This is a genomic window from Rhodoferax sp. ZS1R25 (genome assembly GCF_056521335.1).
This window is the reverse complement of the sequence record NZ_JBWMAZ010000001.1, coordinates 1329105-1348051: the sequence shown is the minus strand read 5'-3', so window position 1 is coordinate 1348051 and position 18947 is coordinate 1329105. Positions and strand designations below refer to the sequence as shown.

Annotated in this window: 22 protein-coding genes; 14 read left to right on the top strand and 8 right to left on the bottom strand. The window is 60.3% G+C overall.

What is annotated here, in order from left to right; translation table 11 throughout:
• The first annotated feature begins 3 nt into the window (after positions 1–3).
• Together lptM and lysA are read left to right on the top strand one after the other, a co-directional pair.
• On the top strand, positions 4–192 hold the full coding sequence (lptM, locus tag AC097R_RS06435) for an LPS translocon maturation chaperone LptM (protein WP_479596817.1): 189 nt from the start codon (positions 4–6) through the stop codon (positions 190–192).
• Positions 189–1472, top strand: coding sequence for a diaminopimelate decarboxylase (gene lysA / locus AC097R_RS06430; protein WP_479596815.1), 1284 nt, complete (start codon positions 189–191; stop codon positions 1470–1472). Before lptM ends, lysA begins: the two co-directional genes overlap by 4 nt.
• Before the next feature lie 43 nt (positions 1473–1515).
• Here the strand turns inward: lysA and AC097R_RS06425 are convergent, their stop codons facing one another.
• The 6 genes from AC097R_RS06425 to AC097R_RS06400 form a co-directional block, all read right to left on the bottom strand.
• The gene (locus AC097R_RS06425) at positions 1516–2121 is read right to left on the bottom strand and encodes a protein-methionine-sulfoxide reductase heme-binding subunit MsrQ (RefSeq protein WP_479596813.1); all 606 of its coding nucleotides are present in this window, start codon (positions 2119–2121) and stop codon (positions 1516–1518) included.
• 12 nt (positions 2122–2133) lie between these two features.
• Positions 2134–3141, bottom strand: coding sequence for a protein-methionine-sulfoxide reductase catalytic subunit MsrP (gene msrP, locus AC097R_RS06420; protein ID WP_479596811.1), 1008 nt, complete (start codon positions 3139–3141; stop codon positions 2134–2136).
• A 44-nt stretch (positions 3142–3185) separates the two neighbouring features.
• Positions 3186–4535 carry a c-type cytochrome biogenesis protein CcsB gene (gene ccsB, locus AC097R_RS06415; protein WP_479596809.1) on the bottom strand — a complete coding sequence of 450 codons (1350 nt, stop codon included), beginning with the start codon at positions 4533–4535 and terminating at the stop codon, positions 3186–3188.
• On the bottom strand, positions 4532–6667 hold the full coding sequence (locus tag AC097R_RS06410; protein ID WP_479596807.1) for a cytochrome c biogenesis protein ResB: 2136 nt from the start codon (positions 6665–6667) through the stop codon (positions 4532–4534). The genes ccsB and AC097R_RS06410 overlap by 4 nt, the downstream gene beginning before the upstream one ends.
• Positions 6668–6781: 114 nt before the next feature.
• Positions 6782–7420 carry a c-type cytochrome gene (locus tag AC097R_RS06405; protein ID WP_479596805.1) on the bottom strand — a complete coding sequence of 213 codons (639 nt, stop codon included), beginning with the start codon at positions 7418–7420 and terminating at the stop codon, positions 6782–6784.
• Between the two features lie 36 nt (positions 7421–7456).
• Positions 7457–7723, bottom strand: a complete 267-nt coding sequence (locus tag AC097R_RS06400; RefSeq protein ID WP_479596803.1) for a hypothetical protein — start codon at positions 7721–7723, stop codon at positions 7457–7459.
• Positions 7724–7846: 123 nt separating this feature from the next.
• On the opposite strand from AC097R_RS06400, the gene AC097R_RS06395 reads away from it, so the two are divergent.
• The 11 genes from AC097R_RS06395 (at position 7847) to AC097R_RS06345 (ending at position 15821) form a co-directional block, all read left to right on the top strand.
• Positions 7847–8506: a hypothetical protein gene (locus tag AC097R_RS06395; protein WP_479596801.1), complete on the top strand. Its 660-nt coding sequence runs from the start codon at positions 7847–7849 to the stop codon at positions 8504–8506.
• Between the two features lie 81 nt (positions 8507–8587).
• Positions 8588–8893 carry a hypothetical protein gene (locus AC097R_RS06390; protein ID WP_479596799.1) on the top strand — a complete coding sequence of 102 codons (306 nt, stop codon included), beginning with the start codon at positions 8588–8590 and terminating at the stop codon, positions 8891–8893.
• 6 nt (positions 8894–8899) lie between these two features.
• Positions 8900–9103, top strand: a complete 204-nt coding sequence (locus AC097R_RS06385; RefSeq protein ID WP_479596797.1) for a hypothetical protein — start codon at positions 8900–8902, stop codon at positions 9101–9103.
• 2 nt (positions 9104–9105) lie between these two features.
• Positions 9106–9318 carry a hypothetical protein gene (locus AC097R_RS06380; protein WP_479596795.1) on the top strand — a complete coding sequence of 71 codons (213 nt, stop codon included), beginning with the start codon at positions 9106–9108 and terminating at the stop codon, positions 9316–9318.
• 102 nt (positions 9319–9420) lie between these two features.
• Positions 9421–10770, top strand: a complete 1350-nt coding sequence (locus AC097R_RS06375; RefSeq protein WP_479596792.1) for a hypothetical protein — start codon at positions 9421–9423, stop codon at positions 10768–10770.
• A gap of 3 nt (positions 10771–10773) precedes the next feature.
• Positions 10774–11073, top strand: a complete 300-nt coding sequence (locus AC097R_RS06370) for a DUF2523 domain-containing protein (protein WP_479596788.1) — start codon at positions 10774–10776, stop codon at positions 11071–11073.
• The gene (locus tag AC097R_RS06365) at positions 11073–12173 is read left to right on the top strand and encodes a zonular occludens toxin domain-containing protein (protein WP_479596786.1); all 1101 of its coding nucleotides are present in this window, start codon (positions 11073–11075) and stop codon (positions 12171–12173) included. Before AC097R_RS06370 ends, AC097R_RS06365 begins: the two co-directional genes overlap by 1 nt.
• Positions 12174–12616: 443 nt before the next feature.
• Entirely contained in the window at positions 12617–13492 is an 876-nt protein-coding gene (locus AC097R_RS06360) for a rolling circle replication-associated protein (RefSeq protein ID WP_479596784.1), read from the top strand.
• 40 nt (positions 13493–13532) lie between these two features.
• Entirely contained in the window at positions 13533–14129 is a 597-nt protein-coding gene (locus AC097R_RS06355; RefSeq protein WP_479596781.1) for a recombinase family protein, read from the top strand.
• 34 nt (positions 14130–14163) lie between these two features.
• On the top strand, positions 14164–14895 hold the full coding sequence (yihA, locus tag AC097R_RS06350; protein ID WP_479596779.1) for a ribosome biogenesis GTP-binding protein YihA/YsxC: 732 nt from the start codon (positions 14164–14166) through the stop codon (positions 14893–14895).
• Positions 14892–15821: an alpha/beta fold hydrolase gene (locus AC097R_RS06345; protein ID WP_479596777.1), complete on the top strand. Its 930-nt coding sequence runs from the start codon at positions 14892–14894 to the stop codon at positions 15819–15821. The genes yihA and AC097R_RS06345 overlap by 4 nt, the downstream gene beginning before the upstream one ends.
• Here the strand turns inward: AC097R_RS06345 and AC097R_RS06340 are convergent.
• Together AC097R_RS06340 and AC097R_RS06335 are read right to left on the bottom strand one after the other, a co-directional pair.
• A complete protein-coding gene (locus AC097R_RS06340) occupies positions 15818–16684 on the bottom strand; it encodes an LpxL/LpxP family acyltransferase (protein WP_479596775.1) in 867 nt (288 codons plus the stop codon). The genes AC097R_RS06345 and AC097R_RS06340 overlap by 4 nt on opposite strands.
• A 23-nt stretch (positions 16685–16707) precedes the next feature.
• Positions 16708–17538 carry a lysophospholipid acyltransferase family protein gene (locus tag AC097R_RS06335; protein ID WP_479596773.1) on the bottom strand — a complete coding sequence of 277 codons (831 nt, stop codon included), beginning with the start codon at positions 17536–17538 and terminating at the stop codon, positions 16708–16710.
• A 180-nt stretch (positions 17539–17718) separates the two neighbouring features.
• Between AC097R_RS06335 and metK the strand changes: the two genes are divergently transcribed.
• Complete coding sequence (gene metK, locus AC097R_RS06330; protein WP_479596770.1) at positions 17719–18903, top strand: methionine adenosyltransferase; 1185 nt, start codon at positions 17719–17721, stop codon at positions 18901–18903.
• Positions 18904–18947: the final 44 nt, after the last annotated feature.

Genomic DNA, 18947 nt, shown 5'->3' with positions numbered 1-18947 from the left:
ACCATGTTGAAAGCAACGCAAATTTTAGTCAGTCGCCTTGCCCTTGCCGCCAGTGTGCTCACTGTGGCCGCGTGCGGTCAGACCGGCTCGCTGTATTTACCCCCTTCCCAGGCCGCGCGCAGCACCAAGGCGAGCGCAGTCCCTGCAGCCGCGCCTGCGGCTTCCAGCACCTCCACGAACACCACCCCATGAGCCAGCCCACGCTTCCCGGACACCCCCATATTCACTACGCCAATGGCCAGCTCCACGTTGAGGGCCGTGCCGTTGCTCCACTGGCGCAGGAATATGGAACCCCCTTGTTTGTCTATTCCAAGGCCTCCATGCTGGCCGCACTGGCCGCTTACCAAAAGGGCTTTGCCGGGCGCAACGCGCAGGTCTGCTACGCCATGAAGGCAAACTCCTCGCTGGCCGTACTGCAACTCTTCGCCAAGGCGGGCTGCGGTTTTGACATCGTGTCCGGCGGTGAATTGGCCCGTGTGCTGACCGCCGGTGGCGATGCCAGCAAGATCATCTTCTCCGGTGTGGGCAAGACCCGCGCAGAAATGCGCGAGGCCCTGCGCGTGGGCATTGGCTGCTTCAACGTGGAAAGCGAGGCCGAGATCGATGTTTTGAACGAGGTGGCCGTCGGCGTAGGTACCCAAGCACGCATCAGCATCCGGGTGAACCCCAACGTGGACCCCAAGACGCACCCCTACATCTCCACCGGGCTCAAGGGCAACAAGTTTGGCGTAGCACATGAACGCACCCTGGCCACCTACCAGCGTGCAGCCGCCCTGCCCGGCCTGCAGGTAGTGGGCATTGACTGCCACATCGGCTCCCAAATTACCGAAGAAACGCCCTACCTGGACGCCATGGACCGCATGCTGGACCTGGTGGAATCCATCGAGGCCGCCGGCATTCCCATTCACCACATCGACTTTGGCGGTGGCCTGGGCATCAACTACAACGGCGACACCCCGCCCGCCGCCGATGCGCTGTGGGCCAAGCTGCTGGCCAAGCTGGACGCACGCGGCTTCGGCCAGCGCCAGCTAATGATCGAGCCCGGCCGCTCGCTGGTGGGCAATGCGGGTATCTGCGTGACCGAGGTGCTCTACATGAAGCCCGGCGAGCAAAAGAACTTCTGCATCGTCGACGCCGCCATGAACGACCTGCCCCGCCCCGCGATGTACCAGGCCTTCCACAACATCGTGCCCCTGGACGCCCGCAAATTGGCGGCCCCGGGAGGCGAGGTATTCGACGTAGTGGGCCCCGTGTGCGAGAGCGGCGACTGGATTGGCCACGACCGCGCGTTGAACGTGCAGGCCGGCGACCAGCTGGCCGTGCTGTCGGCCGGCGCCTACTGCATGAGCATGTCCAGCAACTACAACTCGCGCCCCAAGGCTGCCGAGGTGCTAGTGGACGGCGACCGCAGCTACCTGATCCGCGCGCGCGACACCCTGGCAGACCAGATGCGGGGTGAGAACCTGCTGTGATTTGCTACTGATTTAATAGCTACTCGCGCATATCCCACGGGGGCTAGCGCTGCTTTTTCTCTATGAAACGCAGCACACGCCAACCCAGCAAGACACCCAGAATAGCGGCATACACCGCCACCTCGGCAAAGTTGTGCTTGCCAGCCCGCATCCAGAAGAAATGCAGAATGGCCAGCCCGGCCACCGCATAGACCGCGCGGTGCAGGGCCTGCCAGCGCTTGGCACCCATGGCCTTGATCACACGGTTGAATGAGGTGGCTGCCAGCGCAGTTAGCAGCAGCAACGCGGTAAAGCCCACCAGAATGAATGGCCGCTTTGCGATGTCGGCCGCAATATCGGCCACATCCAACCCCATGTCGAACCAACTGTACGACAGCATATGCAGCACCGCGTAGGCGAACGTCCACAGGCCTAGCATGCGCCGCAACCTGGCCAGTGAGGGCCAGCCGGCGATGGTGCGCAGCGGTGTGACGGTCAACACCACACACAGTGCGCGCAGCGTCCAGTCACCGGTGGCACGCACCAGTGCTTCGGCAGGATTGGCGCCCAGACGATCGGCAAACGCCGCATATACCAGCCAGACCAGCGGCAAGGCGGCAAGGCAAAACACCACCGGCTTAGCCGCTCGGTGGGCTAGCCAAGAGTTCACGGACGCCACGGTTCAGTAAAACTTTTTGAGGTCCATACCGGCGTACAGTTGCCCCACTTGGGCCTCGTAGCCGTTGAACATCAGGGTCTTGCGTTTTTTGGCAAACAGGCCGTCTTCGCCAATGCGGCGCTCGGTCGCCTGGCTCCACCGCGGGTGGTCCACATTGGGGTTCACGTTGGAGTAGAAACCGTACTCGTTGGCCGCGGCCTTGTTCCAGGCCGTGCCAGGCTGCTTCTCGGTGAAGCGGATTTTGACAATGCTCTTGCCGCTCTTGAATCCGTATTTCCAAGGCACCACCAGGCGCACCGGCGCGCCGCTCTGGTTGGGCAGCACTTCGCCATACATGCCAAAGCTCAGCAGCGTCAGCGGGTGCATGGCTTCGTCCAGGCGCAGGCCTTCGGTGTACGGCCAGTCCAGAACGCGGGATCCCACAAACGGCATGGTCTTGGGGTCGGCCAGGGTCACAAACTCCACGTATTTGGCATTGCCCAGCGGCTCCACCTTCTTGATGAGTTCGGCCAGCGAGTAGCCCACCCAAGGAATCACCATGGACCAGCCCTCCACGCAGCGCAGGCGGTAAATGCGCTCTTCCATGGGGCTGAGCTTGAGCAGATCTTCCAGTGCCAACTTGCCGGGCTTCTTCACCAGCCCTTCGATCTCGACCGACCAGGGCGATGTCTTCAGGGTGTGGGCATTGACGCCGGGGTCGGCCTTGTCGGTGCCGAATTCGTAGTAGTTGTTGTACGAGGTAGCGTCTTTGTAGGCCGTCACTTTCTCCATGGCCAGCGCTGCCGCCACAGCAGAGGGTTTGGAGGCCAGCGGTGCGAGCTTGCCGGGACGATCCCCCCAGGTGCTGCCTTCGGCCAGGGCTTGGCGCGATGCCCAGCTGGCCATCCCTGCCCCGGCTACCCCCAATGCCATCTGCTTGAGCAATGCACGACGACCTTCGTAAGCCCGTAGCGGGGTGATGTCACTGCTGACGGCGTGTTGAAAGCCGTCGTTCCGGGTTTTGATCAGCATGGGGACTCCTGTTGTGGTCGTTGGTCGTCCGACAGTGCTTTTTCTTACAAAGTTCCGTAGCTGTGCAATCCGCTGAGGAACATATTCACGCCGATGAAGGCAAAGGTGGTCACCGCCAGGCCACCCAGCGCCCACCAGGCCGCCACGGTGCCGCGCAGGCCCTTCATCAGGCGCATGTGCAGCCAGGCTGCGTAATTGAGCCAGACGATCAGGGCCCAGGTCTCTTTCGGGTCCCAGCTCCAGTAACCGCCCCAGGCCTCAGCTGCCCACAGCGCGCCCAACACGGTGGCAATGGTGAAGAAGGCGAAGCCCACGGCAATGGACTTGTACATCACGTCATCCAGCACCTCAAAGCTCGGCAGCTTGGCCGCCAGGCGCTTGCGGCCAAACAGGATGCTGGCCACGATCAGCGCAGAAACACCAAAGTACACCGCCCAGTAGTCGCTCATACCACCCACGGCCGACTTGCGAAACACGATGGGCTCAAAGCACAGCACCACACCCAGCAACCACAGTGGTGCCAGCTTGTACCAGCGCGACTCTGTGGCCTGCTGTTTGATCAGGTAGGCAAACGCCACCATCGCCGCCAGGGCAAACGTGCCATAGCCAATGAAGTTGGCCGGCACATGCAGCTTCATCCACCAGCTTTTCAGTGCAGGCACCAGGGGCTGAATTTCATGCGCTTGGCGCACCACCGTGTACCAGAGCAAAAAACCAACGGCCGCACTAACCACCAGCATCACAAACGCACCCATGGCACGGGTTTTGTACTGGGCTTCAAAGTACAGGTAGAAGGTGGCAGTCAACCAGCAGAACAGCACAAACACTTCGTACAAATTGCTGACCGGGATGTGGCCGATGTCGGCACCCAACAGGTAGCTCTCGTACCAGCGCACCATGGTGCCGGTCAACGCCAACGTCACCGCAGCCCACACCAAACGCGAGGCCACGCTCTCCACCCCATCGGCCCGGCCCTTGGCAAATACGCCAATCCAGTAAAAGGCGGTGGCCATGAAAAACAGCATGCTCATCCACAGAATGGCCGATTGGCTGGACAGGAAGTACTTGAGCCAGAACACCGTCTCGGCCCTCTCCAGCGTACCCTGGTAGGACGCAATGCCCAGCAGCGACAGGCCTGCCACCGTCAGCATCAGCACCTGCAACGGCCGCCAGAACCATCCCATCCAGATAGCCGCGGGCATGGCGGCCAGCAAGATGCCTTTTTCATAGACATCCATGCTCTCGTGGTAGCGGCCCAGGGCAAACACGCCGCCTGCCACCACAAGGAGTGCAAACAGCCACTCGCCCCAGGCCCGCTGGTCGAAGTAACCAACGTTCAACGTCACGCTTGCGCCCGGGGTTGCCGTGGCGCTATTGCCAGAAATCGTAGTCATTCAGAGTCCTTCAAACCTAACAAGCGGGATTTCAAATGCTCGAACTCCCGGTCTCCATCCATGGTCTTGCGGTTGGTCGACAGCGCCATCGTCGCCTGAACATGTCCAGGCGACTGGGTATCCGGTGCCAACCACACCCACAGCCGCCGCTCCCGCACATAGAGCATGGCAAAAACACCCAAAATCAGCAAGGCACAGCCCAGATAGACCACGGTCTTGCCGGGAGCGCGTGCCACCTGGAAAACACTGGCCTGCACCTGCGTGAAGTCCGACAGCATCAGCGCCACCGGTGCAGGGTACAGCGGCACATCGCTGAGCGCCAGCACGGCCTGCGTCATAAAGGCTTGGCCACGCGCATCGGGCTCGAACGCGGGCAGCCCTGCTTTTTCACGCGCCACCAGCTCCAACTCAAACAGCGTGCCGTTGAGAATGCGCACCAAGACCTCGCCCGCCTTGTTGCGCTCGGCCTCGGGGACATTGGCCTCGATGAAATCTGCAATGGCCTGCAAGCCCGCTACGGGCTTGGCAGAGTTGCGGCTCTCCACGCCAGCGAAGAGGGCCAGCGCGCGTGCGGCGGAGGCACTCAATTGCTGCGCCAACTCAGGGCGCTTGGTGTCCACGGCCTTGGCCGCATAACGCTGCACTGCCTTGGCCCGCAAGCTGGCATCGGAGAGGGCATTGCTGAGCCGCACAAACTCATCCGGCGACCCCTTCTCGTCGGCAGGTATGCGTAAGTAGCGAAATGGTTCCGCGGGGCTTTCGCGCATGCCCAGCAAAAACAGCGGCACGCCATCGCCCATGTCCACGGGCAACATGTAGTTGTTGAATTCGCGCGCCTGGCCCGCCGCATCGCGCAGCTTGTAGCTCACGCTGGGTCCCACATTGCGCAAGTTCTTCTTGTCTTTGGTCTTGTTGGCTGCGCCTAACTGGGCATCCATGGCCGACCGCAGATCCACCGCACGCACATCCGTGCCCGCCGCAGGATCGCCTGCAAAATTCTCCACGTTGATGACGCGCAACCCGGTGTACTCCACCGTCAATGCCTCCGCACCAACCCCCTTGGTCAGCTGCGAGGCACCGCCCACGGTGCCCTCCAACTCAAAGGGTTGCACCTGACCGTTCAGCGAGACCGAATGCAAACGCAGGCTGGAGCCACCATCGTCAAAACTGGACTGGTAAATCTCGACACCGCGGTAACTCGCAGGATGATTCACCTCCACGCGCGCCGGGATGGTCTCTCCCGTCTCCTTGTCGTGGATCACGATGTCACTGGCAAACAACTTGGGCATGCCGGTGGAGTAATACTCCACGATGAACTTCTTGAGTTCCACCGCAAAAGGCAGCTCCTGCAACAGAATGCCGTCTGACTGATTCACGATGGCCGTGCTGGACTGGGTACCTTCAGCCACCAGCAAATTGGCGCGGAACGTAGGGTTGCGTTCACTGAGCCGATGCTGGGGCGCCACATCGGCAATCATGCCGCCACCGGTGTAGGGCGTTTTGCCCCCCAGCAGCATTTGCGCACGCACAATCAGATCCCCATCCAGTAACCCACCCAGGCACACCAGCACGATGGCGCTGTGCGCGGCGATGTAGCCGACCTTGTTCACCGCGCCAGCCTTGGCCGCCACCATCCAGCCTGGGCCACTGGGCGTCTCGCGCTGCTGCAGCTTTACGCGCCAGCCACCGCTGACCAGTAACTGGCCAATGCGGTGAGCCGCTGGTTCCGCGGCCTCTTGCAACGTGGCCTGGGCACGGTGGCCAAAGGCCTTGAGGCTTTGCTCGCGGATATTTTCCTTGTAGGACTTCAGGTCGCTGATGATCTTGGGGGTGTTACGGATTACACACAGCGACGTGCTCAGCACCAAAAAGCCCAGGATCAGCAGAAACCACCACGCGCTATAAACGTTGTACAAGCTCACGGCACCAAAAAATTCGGTCCAGAAAGGGCCGAACTGGTTCACGTAGTTGTTCAGTGGCTCATGCTGCTTGAGCACGGTACCAATCACCGAGGCGATGCAAATCACCGTCAGCAAGGAGATGGAGAACCGCATGGACGACAGCAACTCCACCGCGGCGCGCCAGGTGCGCGAGCCGGATCGCAATTCAAAACCTTCGGTGGAGACAGTCATACAGGCAGAGGCAATAACTCAAAAAAAAAGGCAGGCCATCGGAGGATGGTCCCGCCCAGTTAGGGTGAATTCACGCGCTTTGGTTCCGCAGAACCCGTGAAGTCTTCCCCGGGTTTAACGCAAGCCCGCCACGTAATCGGCTACGGCCTTGATCTCGCGATCGTTCATCTTGGCCGCCACCTGGGTCATTTGCACGCTGTTCTTGCGCACGCCATCGCGGAAGGCTGTCAGCTGGGCCACAGCGTAATCCGCATGTTGGCCGCTCAAACGGGGGTATTGCGAGGGAATGCCAGCACCGTTGGGGCTGTGGCAGCCAGCGCAGGCTGGCACCTGGCGGTCAGCAATGCCGCCGCGGTAAATGCGTTCACCCAAGGACACCAATTCCTTGTCTTTGGCGAATCCGGGCTTGGCCTTTTTAGAGGTCACCCAGTAGGCAATGTTTTTCATGTCCTCGTCGCTCAATGCCGAGGCAAAGCCCTTCATGACCGCGTTGTTGCGCTTGTCGGACTTGAACTCTTGCAATTGCTTGACCAGGTATTCAGGGTGTTGCTGCGCCAGCTTGGGATATGCGGGCGTGCCCGAATTGCCATCTGCACCGTGGCAGGCGGCGCATACCGCGCCGAAGCTTGCCTCGCCCTTTGCCAACTCAGGCTTCACCACCTTGGCGGCCTCGTGCTTGGCTTCTTCCGCAAAGGAAGAAACAGAAATAACGGCAACGGCGGCCGCGAAAAACATGTGGGCAATCAACTTCATAGGGATGTTGTGTCTGGTGAGCAAAACAGCGCCATTCTACAGTGCGGCGCTTGTTTCAAATTGAGCCAGCACGCGTGCCTTCAACTCGGGGTTGTACGTGTCGCCCTCAATGCCCGCGATTGCTGCCCACTTGATTGGGTCTTCGCCAATACCCATCGCCATGTGTGCCGCCATGGTGGGGCTTAGCTTCCCGCGCTTACGTGCCTGAGTGATAGCACTCGGGTCGAGATGCATCTCTTCACACCAGCGGACGGCGCGCTTGTTTTCGAGTGCTCGGTTTAGCAGTTCCATCGTGTTGGGCATGGTCGCTCCTTGTTGACGTGAAGTCAGTTTATGACCAAAGGTCAAAAAATAAGTTGACGAAAGATCAAATGTTGACGTTTAATCCATTTATTGATTTTTCGTCAACAACTGGAGTCGTCAACCATGCAAAACCCATGCGCCGCGGCCAATGCCGCGCTCAGTGAGCTCAATGATGGTCTCGCTGAGCTGTTGAGTGAATTCGATGCTGACCGCAAGGCGCGGCGCAACAGTTGTCCTCCCGTGGGTGCAAAAGAGGGGCCGTCCAGTTTGACGACTCCCGGTCTCTCCGGCCCACGGGTGGGCACCAATCAGCCCCGTAGTTCTTTCTCAGACACCAGCACCCACTTGAAGCCCTCGGGTGCAGGTTCTCTCCCTCCCCCCGATTGCCAGGACACCGGTTCCGGCTTTGCGCCAAAGAACACGATCAGTCCTTTGATTACGCCAAGTGCCAGTAGCACGGCAACCCCCCAGACCACGCTCGATGCGATGCAGATTTGTCCTACCTTGCCGCACGAGCTGACAAGTGCGCTGGTAACGAATTCAACGGCCATTACTGGTCCCTCCTTGTTGTCACGAAAGTCTAGCGCCCGCCTCTCCAACCTCGATATGAATGACCGCTTGGTCAAACGCGGCGTAACCATCTCCTTTCACGGCCTGCGCTACGTCGTGAGCAAGACCAATCGCGGGTACTGCTATTGCAAAGTCATGTCGATCTCTGGCCGCGTGCTTCCAAACACGCTGCTGGTCATGTATCGGTGTGAGGCCGTCCAAGTCGTCGCATGAGCACAGCCACTAGCCCATTCCAGCAGTGGGCCTGTGGCCGTGCTTACACGGCGTCAATCAATTAACCAATCGAAAGTCAACATGCCAAAAATCCAAATTCTTCTCGTCAACGAAATCCGCGACCTGCCCACAAAAGCCGGTGGCACCTTCCAAGTGCAGGACGCTGAAACAGTCATCCTCGATGACGCTGGCCAGCCCGTAGTGGTCGGTCCATTGGGCGTCCCTCGCGATCTGATCGGCAAGGTCAAGCCCGGCCTTTATGACGCAGTTTTCAAGTGGGAACGCCACTACAAAACCGGACGCCTTGAAAACGCCCTGCAGGCCCTTACTGAGGTCACCAAGACCCCGGCATCCCGCGCGGCCGCGACCCCTGCAGTAGGCGCTTAAACGGCCATGGCTGACACCGTAATCACCTGCACGGTGTCGCCCTGCACCGTAGTCCTGCAGCTCTCACACCCTCTGCTCGACATCACCCCCGAGCAAGGCGCGGAAATCGCGATTGCCGTCATCGCGGTGTGGTCCATAGGAGTGGTCTACCGACTGCTCTCAAAGGCCATCAATTCAGACGGCGAAACCTTAACCATTGAAAGAGAGTGAATATGAAATTGAAGACATTGGTCGCTGCCCTCGTGGTCGCTATGGGCACTGTTGCACTGCCTGCATTCGCGGTCGATCCCACGCCACCCGATGGCGCCAACATCGTGACTTACATCGCGGCTGCAGGCGTCACCATGGGCCTCGTGGCTAGCTCCAAATTCCTCATGGAGCTGGGCATCAAGGCATGGCACTGGATTCGCAAAGCGCTGGCCTGATCGATTGATCCTGTAGGTGATTGGGGACGCCCAGTCGCTTATGGAATCAAAGGGAGTGGCACACATGGGCTGGTTCGTAATCATTGCAATGCTGGGGTGCGCATGGCTCGTATTCAACGACTGATAGCGGCGCTGTTGCTGTCACTGTGCGTCAGTGCATACGCGTCCTTCCCGGCCACACAAACCGGTGGCGGTGATGGCTATTCCGTGAAGGACAGCAGTGGGTCCACGATCCTCGCCGGGCCCTACGCAACTGCGGATGCTGGCTGCAACGCTGCAGCGGCGAAATACCAGTCGACAACGCCTTACGCAAATATCACGGCATTGGGTGTGGGATACAGCACACCAGGTGCGTGCGCCATTGGCTACAACGGCGGCTTCTGGTTCAACGTGTATTTCGTGGAGGTCAGCAGCCCCGCCACGTACAGCTGCCCTGCAGACGCAACGCTGAGCGGGTCGACGTGCTCATGCGGCACAGGGTTCACGCAATCCGGCAATGCCTGCGTTAACAGCAATGTTCAAAAGTGTGCGGATGCAAAGGACGGTGTGGATCTGTTCACGGGGTTCAAGACACTGCCGACATTCGGGGGGTCGTTCTGTCCTAGCGATGGTGCTGCGTCTAGTTGTGCGGCAAAGGTGTCTGGGGGCTTCTGCGTGGTCAAAGCGGGCGTTAAAACCTGTACCCATGAGGTGACTTACACAGGCGGGACCTGCACCCCTCCAGCGCCTGCAGTGGGGGAGACAAGTCCAACACCAACGCCGTGCAAGGGCACGTACGGGCAAGTGAACGGCGTCGACGTGTGCTTACCCCTTGGTACTGACCCAGGTGCAACGGTCGAGACTGGCAAGAAAACTGAGACAACGACCACGCCCAGTGGTGGCGGTGGGTCCACTACAACCAGCACAGATGAGAAGGCCACGTGCATCGGTTCGATGTGCACCACGGAAAAGGCCACGACGACAACCGGCCCCGATGGCGTGCCCAGCACAACAACGGAAAAGAAGACTGAGAGCAAAGATGACTATTGCAAAGCAAACCCGCGTGCGCCGGTCTGCATAACGTCGAGTTACGGCAGCGGCACATGTGGCACACAGTCCAGCTGTGACGGTGACGCGATCCAGTGCGCAGTGGCGTCGTTCACGTTCAAAACACAGTGCGCGTTGACCACTGCGCCTAGCTCGGCGGAGATTACGAAATACACCACGGAATCCGCAAAGTCGCAGGGCGATCAGACGGGGGATATCACTGCCACGGTGAACATCGGCGCAAGCAACTTCGATCAAACGGATGTGCTGGGCGCAAGTGCCGGGTTGCAGGATCAAGTGGTCAGCATCGCGGGACAGTCCGTGACCATCCCATGGTCGCAAATGAACACGCTGTTAACGCGTATCGGGCTGGTCATGCAGGCGTGCACGTTCCTGCTGTGCGCCCGTATCGTCATGAGGGGGTAACGTATGCCGTGGCTTGGTGCATTGATAGCAGGCGCGCTGCTCAACATCGCGGGGTCGCTGGTTAGCCGGGTGCTGACGGCGTTGGGGTTGGGTGTGGTGAGCTACGTCGGCATCAACACCACCATGGGCTGGCTCAAAACCAATTTCGTCAGCGCAGCGCTGGCAATGGACCCGACCGTCATCGCAGTCATGTCGATGCTGGGCGTGGGTCGCATGGTGTCCATGGTGTTCTCGGCAATGATCGTGCGGGCAACCCTGCAGGGCATGCAGTCCGACACCATGAAGGCATGGGCTAAAAAGTAATGCTGTACCTTCGCACCGGGGGCAATGGCTCCTGCAAAACACTGTTCACGCTTGAGGACGTGCGCAAGCTCCAGCTGGAGACAAATCGGCCCGTGTGCATCAACGCGCGATTCAAGATGTACCCCGAAAAGCTGGCTGAGTTCGGATGGCGCGTCATCGAATTCAAGGATTGGCAAGACCAGCCCGATGGCACGATCTTCCTGATCGATGAATGCCACAACGACCTGCCGCTGCGCCCCAATAGCGCACCGGTGCCGGAGCCTGTGCGTATGCTGGCTGAGCATCGGGCACGCGGGTTTGACTTCTTCCTGCTCACGCAACACCCGATGAACATCGACGCGTTTGTGCGCAAGTTGATCGCAGCGCCGGGCTGGCACCAGCACTTGAAGCGCCGCTGGGGTGCGAGCGATACAACGACGGTGCTGCAGTGGCCAGCGGTACGCACCGATTGCGAGAAGGACGGTTCGGGAAAGAACGCGCAGTCATGGGCACGCAAGCAGCCAAAGCACGTGTATGACTGGTATCAGTCCGCAGAGCTGCACACGGGTAACGTACAGATTCCCAAGCAGGTGTACGTCGGCATCGCGTGTTTGGTGGGGATGGTCATTCTCATCTTCGCGGCCTACCTGCGATTGAAGCCGGCCGACAAACCGCAGGCAAAGCCCGCAGAGGCCCACAGTACGCTGCAGGTCCCTACACCCCCGGCCCAGTCCACACAGGCCAATGGCGGCCCGGAAAAGCGCATTGCCACGACCGCTGAGCTGGTAGCCAGCTATCAACCGCGCATAGAGGGCTTGCCGCAGACTGCGCCGCGGTATGACAGCCTGACCGCACCGACAACAGCGCCCTACCCTGCGGCCTGTGTCCACATGAAGCCGCGGTGTCAGTGCTATAGCCAGCAGGGGACAAAGATCGATGTGCCGATGGCCACGTGTGTGCAGATCGTGGAACGCGGCTTCTTCGTCGACTGGCAGGCCGGGCCAACCAATGCAGCACAGCCGGTGAACCACTCGGTATCGACACCAGTGCAGGTACAGCAGTCAACCGCAGCGGTGCCGGTGGCCATCGCTATGCAGGTTGGCTCCAAGGCCTCGCCCTGAGCATGTCCACGAGGACGCCAATGCCCTATGCGCCCTCTTACTGATAGACAGATGGCCCCACTGCGTCAAATACCGTTCCTGATGGCCTTTAGGCCATGTGGCGAAGCCTAAACAACCTGCCTTTGGAGCTGCTACGCAAGACACAAAACGGCGTAGCCGTCCTCACCCCCAGAAAAACACAAATGCTCCGCTTCCCAATGCCACTTAAGACACAAAACGGCGTAGCCGTCTTCACCCCCAGCAAAGCAAAAATGTTCCGCCCACGGGCTCCCGGTTGCGAGCGTGCGGCCCGGCCAAAGCGCAGCGGACGGGCCGCGCGCAGCGCGGCCCTAATTCATTACTAGGACACTTTCCGACACAGCGGTATTTCCGGCGCGAAAAAAGGCCCAGCGTGGATTGCAGTCCACCCGGGCCAGTGACTGATTCAAAAAGAGGTTGAACCAATGAAAAAGATTATTACTGGTTTCGGCGATCCGATCCAGCTTGAGGGCTCCTACAACCCCACGTCATGGGTTGTTCGTGTCTTTGAAGTCAATGGGCATCGGGAGATATCGGCCCGCAATACGATTGACTGGGAAGAGGTGCCCTACAAGCCCGTTCTAGACCTTTTCCCAGACCAGCCATCCCTGCAGCAGCTGCAGGACGCTGAGGACCGTAGGCAGGCCAATCTCAAGCGCTCGGCCAGCAGAGCACAGACCACAGCCCGGCGCGTGATTAAGGCTGAGGGTTTCAATGAGATGCTGACGCTGACGTACAGGGAAAACCAGACCGATCGCGGCCTGTGCAAAGCTCACTTTGAGAAGTGGGTTCGGCGGATGAAAAAGGCACTTGGTGACTTCCGCTACTGCGCGTCATTTGAGGCTCAAAAACGGGGTGCAATGCATGTCCACATCGCTACGCACAAGCTGCCCCTGCACGCTGAGTACAAGGGTGTGAAGATCAAGGCATGGCAGCTTGGCACGCGGATTTGGCGGGACATTGTTGGCACTGACAACGGCCTGTGTTACGTGGGTGGCAAGAGCAAGTTTGGTGCGCCTCGGCGTGAAACGCTGTCGCTCGGGAAGATGGCTGCATACGTCTCCAAATACATCATAAAGGACTTCGCTGAAGCGCCCGAAGAATCAAACCGTTACAGCAGGTCAAACGGTACGCAATTGCCAAAGCCGGTCACGATGTACTTTGCAAATCTGTCCATGATGGAGATTCTCGAAATGGCCTTTGAGTGCGGTGAAGGCGACGTGATCCTGTCGCACCGTGTTGACATCGAGCGCGGTTCGTACTGGCTTTGTACAGAGCCAGCTCCACCACCGTTACACTAAGCTACAAAATAGATAGCAGGGGGTGATTTCGTACGTGCGAATGATCGGCTATGCCCGCGTGTCCACTACGGCGCAAGATACCGCGCTGCAGCTCGACGCGTTGAAGGCTGCGGGTGTTAAGACTGTCTTCTTTGAGTCGGCGTCAGGCGCTGGTCCGCGTCCCGAATTGCGGCGTGCGCTCTCGTCGCTGGTCGTTGGTGATGTGCTCGTAGTCTGGAAGCTCGATCGCGTGGCGCGTGGCCTGATAGACCTGCTCAACATCATGTCAAGCGTGAAGGCTGCGGGGGCTTGTGTGAAGTCGCTGACAGAGCCGATTGACACCACCACGCCGCTTGGTGAATTTACGGTCCAGATACTCGGTGCTGTTGCGCAGTTAGAGCGTTCAATGATCCGCGAGCGCGTGGTAGCCGGTCAGACTGCGGCAAGGGCCAGGGGGAAGAAATGGGGTCAGCGTCCGCACTTGACCCCCGATCGTGAAGAGCAGCTAATAGCGCTATTCGTAGAGGGTGGACACACCATTAAATCGGTTGGTGCTGTGTTTGGTGTGGGGGAGTCTGTGGCTAAGCGAGTGATTGCAGCGCGTTTTCCGCCCTCGCTGTTTAGCAGGCCTGGTAGACCCCGTAAAACTAGCGTCTAAGTACAATGCGGCTCTGGGTTTACCTTTCAAATCAATGACCAACACCTCAAACCCACCCGGCACGCCGCCCGCTAAATCGGTCGCCGACGCTCCCGCCAAATCCCCCGCCGTCGTGGCCATGGGTTGGTTGCATACGGCGCGCTTCCTCACCACGGCGCCCCAACTGCACTTTTTGCCCGAACTGGATGTGCCGGAAATTGCATTCGTGGGCCGCTCCAACGCGGGCAAATCCACCTGCATCAATACGCTGACCCAGCAGAAGCAACTGGCTTTTGCCTCCAAAAAACCGGGCCGCACCCAGCACATCAACCTGTTTGCTTTGGGCAAACAGGGTGTGACCGATGCCGTGCTAACCGATTTACCAGGTTACGGCTACGCCGCTGTGCCCAAGCAGGACAAGATCCGCTGGCAACAGGTCATGGCCAACTACCTGGTCACCCGCAAGAACCTGCACGCCATCGTGCTGATGTGCGACCCACGCCAAGGCATGACTGAGCTCGACGAAATTTTGTTGGACGTGATTCGCCCCCGCGTACAGGCAGGCCTGAAATTCCTGGTCATCCTCACCAAGGCCGACAAGTTGACGCGTATGGAGGCCGCCAAGGTGCTGTCCATCACCAAGCTGCAGGCGGGTGGTGGCGAAGTCAAATTGTTCTCCGCCACAAAACGGATCGGCGTGGAAGACGTGGCCCAGCTGCTATGGCAATGGGCCCACCCCGCAGGCGCCCCCGCGGCGGTCACCGCAGAGCCCACTGCCGAGGCATGATCGAAACCTTTCTCCAGCCGCTGGAACATGGGATTACCCTGAGTTGCCGGGCTGCTGGGGAACGGGGGCGCCCAGTGCTGCTGTTTTTGCACGGCTTCCCTGAAGGGGCTTTTGTCTGGGACGCTTTGCTGGAGCACTTTGCCCGCACTGAACACGGCGGTTACCGCTGTGTGGCCCCCAATCTGCGCGGGTATGAGCGCTCCAGCGCCCCCGATGACGTGCAGGCCTACCGCCCCAAACACTTGGTACAGGACATTGCAGCCCTCGCGCGCATCGAGGCCGGTGCGGACACCCCGCTGGCGGCTTTGATTGCCCACGACTGGGGCGGTGCCGTGGCCTGGAACTTTGCCAATCAGTTGCCAGAGCATGTGCGGCAACTCATCATCCTCAACTCGCCCCACCCTGGCACATTCTTGCGCGAGTTGAAAACCAACGCGGCGCAACAGGCCAGCAGCGCTTACATGAACGCACTGGTTCTGCCCACCGCAGAGGCCCATTTGGAAGCCAATGATTTCGCGGCCTTGTGGCCATTTTTCAGCGCCAAGGGCCCTGCGGGCCAGCGTCCTGCGTGGCTCACACCCGCAGTGCAAGACCAATACCGCGCGGTGTGGTCCCACGGGCTCACAGGGGCGTGCAACTACTACCGGGCCTCACCCCTGCGCCCTCCCCAAGCCCATGACCCGGCTGCGTTAGCCATCGTGTTGCCACACAGCATGTTGACCGTGAAGGTGCCCACCCACGTGATCTGGGGCATGGAAGACTGGGCCCTGCCGCCCGCACTGCTGGACGGCTTGGACGAGTACGTACCCCAACTGATGCTGCACCAGGTACCAAACGCTGGCCACTGGATCGTGCATGAGCAACCAGCGCAGGTGCAGCATTTGATTGCCCACAGCTTGGCTGCGTCCGCAACCCTGCCGCCCTAGTACGGAGCGGCTTCGCCCGCGGGGCGATCCTTGAACCGCTTGTGCACCCAGTAGTACTGGTCTGGCATGCCGTTGATATAGCCTTCCAGACGCTGGTTCATCAGCGCCGTGTCCGCCAGCAAATCCCCCGTCGGAAAATCGTCCCAAGCGGGTAAGACGCGCACCTCATAGCCGTACTCCGTCAACCGCGTCACCACGGGTATCACCTGGGCACGCCCCAGTCGGGCGAAGCGTGAGAGCGATGGCACAGTGGCCGCGGGCACACCGTAGAACGGCACGAACACCGACTCTTCGGGGCCGAAATTCATGTCTGGCAGCAGGTACAACGGCTCGCCGGCTTTGAGGCCCGCCAGGATGGGCTTGACCCCCTCAATGCGGCCAAACAGGCGCGCATGGCCATAGCGCTTGCGCCCCGCCAAGATCCAGGCGTCCGCCACCTTGTTGGCCTGGTCCGTGTAGATGGTGGTGAAACGGCGCGGCAGCTGCTGGGTCAAGGCGGTCCAGCCCGCGTCCAACCCCACAAAATGCGGCGCGAAAATCACCGTGGGCGCGTCCCCCGACAGTGCGCCCACCTCTCCCACCAATCGCAAACGGCGCAGCGTGGTCGACGCAGACGCATGCCACAACCAGCCCCGGTCCATCCACGCCTGGGCAAAGAAGACAAAGGCGCGCAGCGCATGCCGCCGCCGTTCAACAGCGCTCCAGTGCGGGAAGCACAGCGCCAAGTTGATCTGCACCACCCTTCGGCGAGAGGGCACCAAGCCGTACAACACGCACCCAAGAATGGCGCCCAGAAACCGCACCACGGGCAACGGCAAGTAGCCAATCACCACCAGACACTGCAAGACCAGACGACTCCACATAGGCAAATGCTCAGCTCCAACGGTTACGCCGCATCACGCGGCGTTTTGTAGCGGGCATAGCCCCACAGGTATTGTTGCGGGCACTGCGCGATCAGGGATTCCATGGCCGCGTTCAGCTGTGCGGCGGCGGCCGTCAGGTCTTCGTCCAAGGGCTGCCCCAAAGGCAGCACATGCACCACATAGCCACGCCCCCAGGACAAGCGCTCGCCCCAGGCCAGCAACACACTGGCACCGGTCTGCTGCGCCAGCCGCGCTGACAATGTCATGGTGTAGGCCGACTTGCCAAAGAATGGCACCCACACACCCTGCGACTGGGGCGGCACCTGGTCAGGCAGCAGGCCCACGCATTGGCCCGCCTTCAGCGCTTTCAACATCTGTTTGACGCCCGCCAGCGTAGTCGGCGCGGTGTGCATACCGGGGCGGGCACGAGAACGGGTGGCCACCTCGCGTAGCCAAGACTGGCGCGGCGGACGAAACAGCACGGTGATGGGCTGCCCACCCTGGCCAAATTGTTGCGCATAGGCCTGCGCGGTGATCTCGAAACAGCCCAAGTGCGGGGTTAGAAACACCACACCGCGCCCAGCTTGCAGTGCGGCTTCTACATACTCTCGCCCTACCCATTGCACGGCCACCGGCCGGCCCAGCCACAGCCGCGGCAGCTCGGCCGCCAGTTGGCCCGACTGGCCGACGGCCCGCCGCAATTGGGCGCTGGTCAATCCCGCTTGGCGCGCGTTGGCAAAAAAACGCTTGCGGTAGGTGGCAGACCCCAAAAACGCCAGCCAGCCCACGCCCCAGCCCAGCCCATGCAGCAGCCACAGCGGAAAGACAGCAAGCAATTTGAAAACAAGGGTCATTGGCTGGGATAAAATCGCGGATGTCGCTGAGTTACGGAACTACTTGCAGGGCGACACCCACAGGGCGGTCCTGAAAGGAACGCCATTGTGCCTCGTCAATTCTGGCGAATCTGCTAAAGCGTTCGCTGTAAGCTCCAAGGCCCAAGCAACGCGACTTGATGTTTTTTTGGAGACAAAACTATGGCGAACGATTTTCTCTTTACTTCCGAGTCTGTTTCTGAAGGCCACCCCGACAAAGTCGCCGACCAGATCTCTGACGCAATCCTTGATGCCATCTTCAAGCAAGACCCGCGCAGCCGCGTCGCCGCTGAAACCCTGACCAACACCGGCCTGGTCGTGCTGGCTGGTGAAATCACCACCAACGCCCATGTGGACTACATCCAGGTCGCGCGCGACACCATCAAGCGCATCGGCTACGACAACACCGAATACGGCATTGACTACAAAGGCTGCGCCGTGCTGGTGGCCTACGACAAACAATCCAACGACATCGCCCAAGGTGTAGACCACGCGTCCGACGACCACCTGAACATTGGCGCTGGCGACCAGGGCCTGATGTTCGGCTACGCCTGCGACGAAACACCCGAGCTGATGCCTGCGCCTATTTACTACGCCCACCGTCTGGTGGAGCGCCAAGCACAGCTGCGCAAAGATGGCCGCCTGCCGTTCCTGCGCCCTGATGCCAAGAGCCAGGTGACCATGCGCTATGTGGATGGCAAACCCCACAGCATTGACACCGTGGTGCTGTCTACCCAGCACAGCCCTGACCAGTCCGAGAGCCAGCACAAGATGAAGGCCAGCTTCACCGAAGCCATCATCGAAGAGATCATCAAACCCGTGCTGCCCAAGGAATGGCTGCAGAACACACGCTACCTGATCAACCCCACCGGCCGTTTCGTCATCGGTGGCCCCCAAGGCGATTGCGGCTTGACCGGTCGCAAGATCATTGTGGACACCTACGGCGGCGCTTGCCCCCACGGCGGTGGCGCGTTCTCCGGCAAAGACCCCTCCAAAGTGGACCGCTCCGCAGCCTACGCCGCACGCTACGTGGCCAAGAACATCGTCAAGGCCGGTCTGGCCAAGCAGTGCCAGATCCAGGTGGCCTACGCGATTGGCGTGGCCAAGCCCATGAACGTGACCGTCTACACCGAAGGCACTGGCGTGATTTCGGACGAAGCCATCGCTGCGCTGGTGAACGAGCACTTTGACCTGCGTCCCAAGGGCATCATCCAGATGCTGGACCTGCTGCGCCCGATCTACGAAAAGACAGCCGCCTACGGCCACTTTGGCCGCGAAGAACCAGAGTTCACCTGGGAACGCACCGACAAGGCAGCGGCCCTGCGTGCGGCTGCGGGCCTGAACTAATGTCTTTGCGGGATAGATCTTTAGCTCTGTCCCCCACTGACTAG

Coding starts and splice junctions, on each gene's coding strand:
- lptM (WP_479596817.1), top strand. CDS start 4: ATGTTGAAAGCAACGCAAATTTTAGTCAGTCGCCTTGCCCTTGCCGCC.
- lysA (WP_479596815.1), top strand. CDS start 189: ATGAGCCAGCCCACGCTTCCCGGACACCCCCATATTCACTACGCCAAT.
- msrP (WP_479596811.1), bottom strand. CDS start 3,141: ATGCTGATCAAAACCCGGAACGACGGCTTTCAACACGCCGTCAGCAGT.
- ccsB (WP_479596809.1), bottom strand. CDS start 4,535: ATGACTACGATTTCTGGCAATAGCGCCACGGCAACCCCGGGCGCAAGC.
- AC097R_RS06410 (WP_479596807.1), bottom strand. CDS start 6,667: ATGACTGTCTCCACCGAAGGTTTTGAATTGCGATCCGGCTCGCGCACC.
- AC097R_RS06405 (WP_479596805.1), bottom strand. CDS start 7,420: ATGAAGTTGATTGCCCACATGTTTTTCGCGGCCGCCGTTGCCGTTATT.
- AC097R_RS06400 (WP_479596803.1), bottom strand. CDS start 7,723: ATGCCCAACACGATGGAACTGCTAAACCGAGCACTCGAAAACAAGCGC.
- AC097R_RS06395 (WP_479596801.1), top strand. CDS start 7,847: ATGCAAAACCCATGCGCCGCGGCCAATGCCGCGCTCAGTGAGCTCAAT.
- AC097R_RS06390 (WP_479596799.1), top strand. CDS start 8,588: ATGCCAAAAATCCAAATTCTTCTCGTCAACGAAATCCGCGACCTGCCC.
- AC097R_RS06385 (WP_479596797.1), top strand. CDS start 8,900: ATGGCTGACACCGTAATCACCTGCACGGTGTCGCCCTGCACCGTAGTC.
- AC097R_RS06380 (WP_479596795.1), top strand. CDS start 9,106: ATGAAATTGAAGACATTGGTCGCTGCCCTCGTGGTCGCTATGGGCACT.
- AC097R_RS06375 (WP_479596792.1), top strand. CDS start 9,421: ATGGCTCGTATTCAACGACTGATAGCGGCGCTGTTGCTGTCACTGTGC.
- AC097R_RS06370 (WP_479596788.1), top strand. CDS start 10,774: ATGCCGTGGCTTGGTGCATTGATAGCAGGCGCGCTGCTCAACATCGCG.
- AC097R_RS06365 (WP_479596786.1), top strand. CDS start 11,073: ATGCTGTACCTTCGCACCGGGGGCAATGGCTCCTGCAAAACACTGTTC.
- AC097R_RS06360 (WP_479596784.1), top strand. CDS start 12,617: ATGAAAAAGATTATTACTGGTTTCGGCGATCCGATCCAGCTTGAGGGC.
- AC097R_RS06355 (WP_479596781.1), top strand. CDS start 13,533: ATGATCGGCTATGCCCGCGTGTCCACTACGGCGCAAGATACCGCGCTG.
- yihA (WP_479596779.1), top strand. CDS start 14,164: ATGACCAACACCTCAAACCCACCCGGCACGCCGCCCGCTAAATCGGTC.
- AC097R_RS06345 (WP_479596777.1), top strand. CDS start 14,892: ATGATCGAAACCTTTCTCCAGCCGCTGGAACATGGGATTACCCTGAGT.
- AC097R_RS06340 (WP_479596775.1), bottom strand. CDS start 16,684: ATGTGGAGTCGTCTGGTCTTGCAGTGTCTGGTGGTGATTGGCTACTTG.
- AC097R_RS06335 (WP_479596773.1), bottom strand. CDS start 17,538: ATGACCCTTGTTTTCAAATTGCTTGCTGTCTTTCCGCTGTGGCTGCTG.
- metK (WP_479596770.1), top strand. CDS start 17,719: ATGGCGAACGATTTTCTCTTTACTTCCGAGTCTGTTTCTGAAGGCCAC.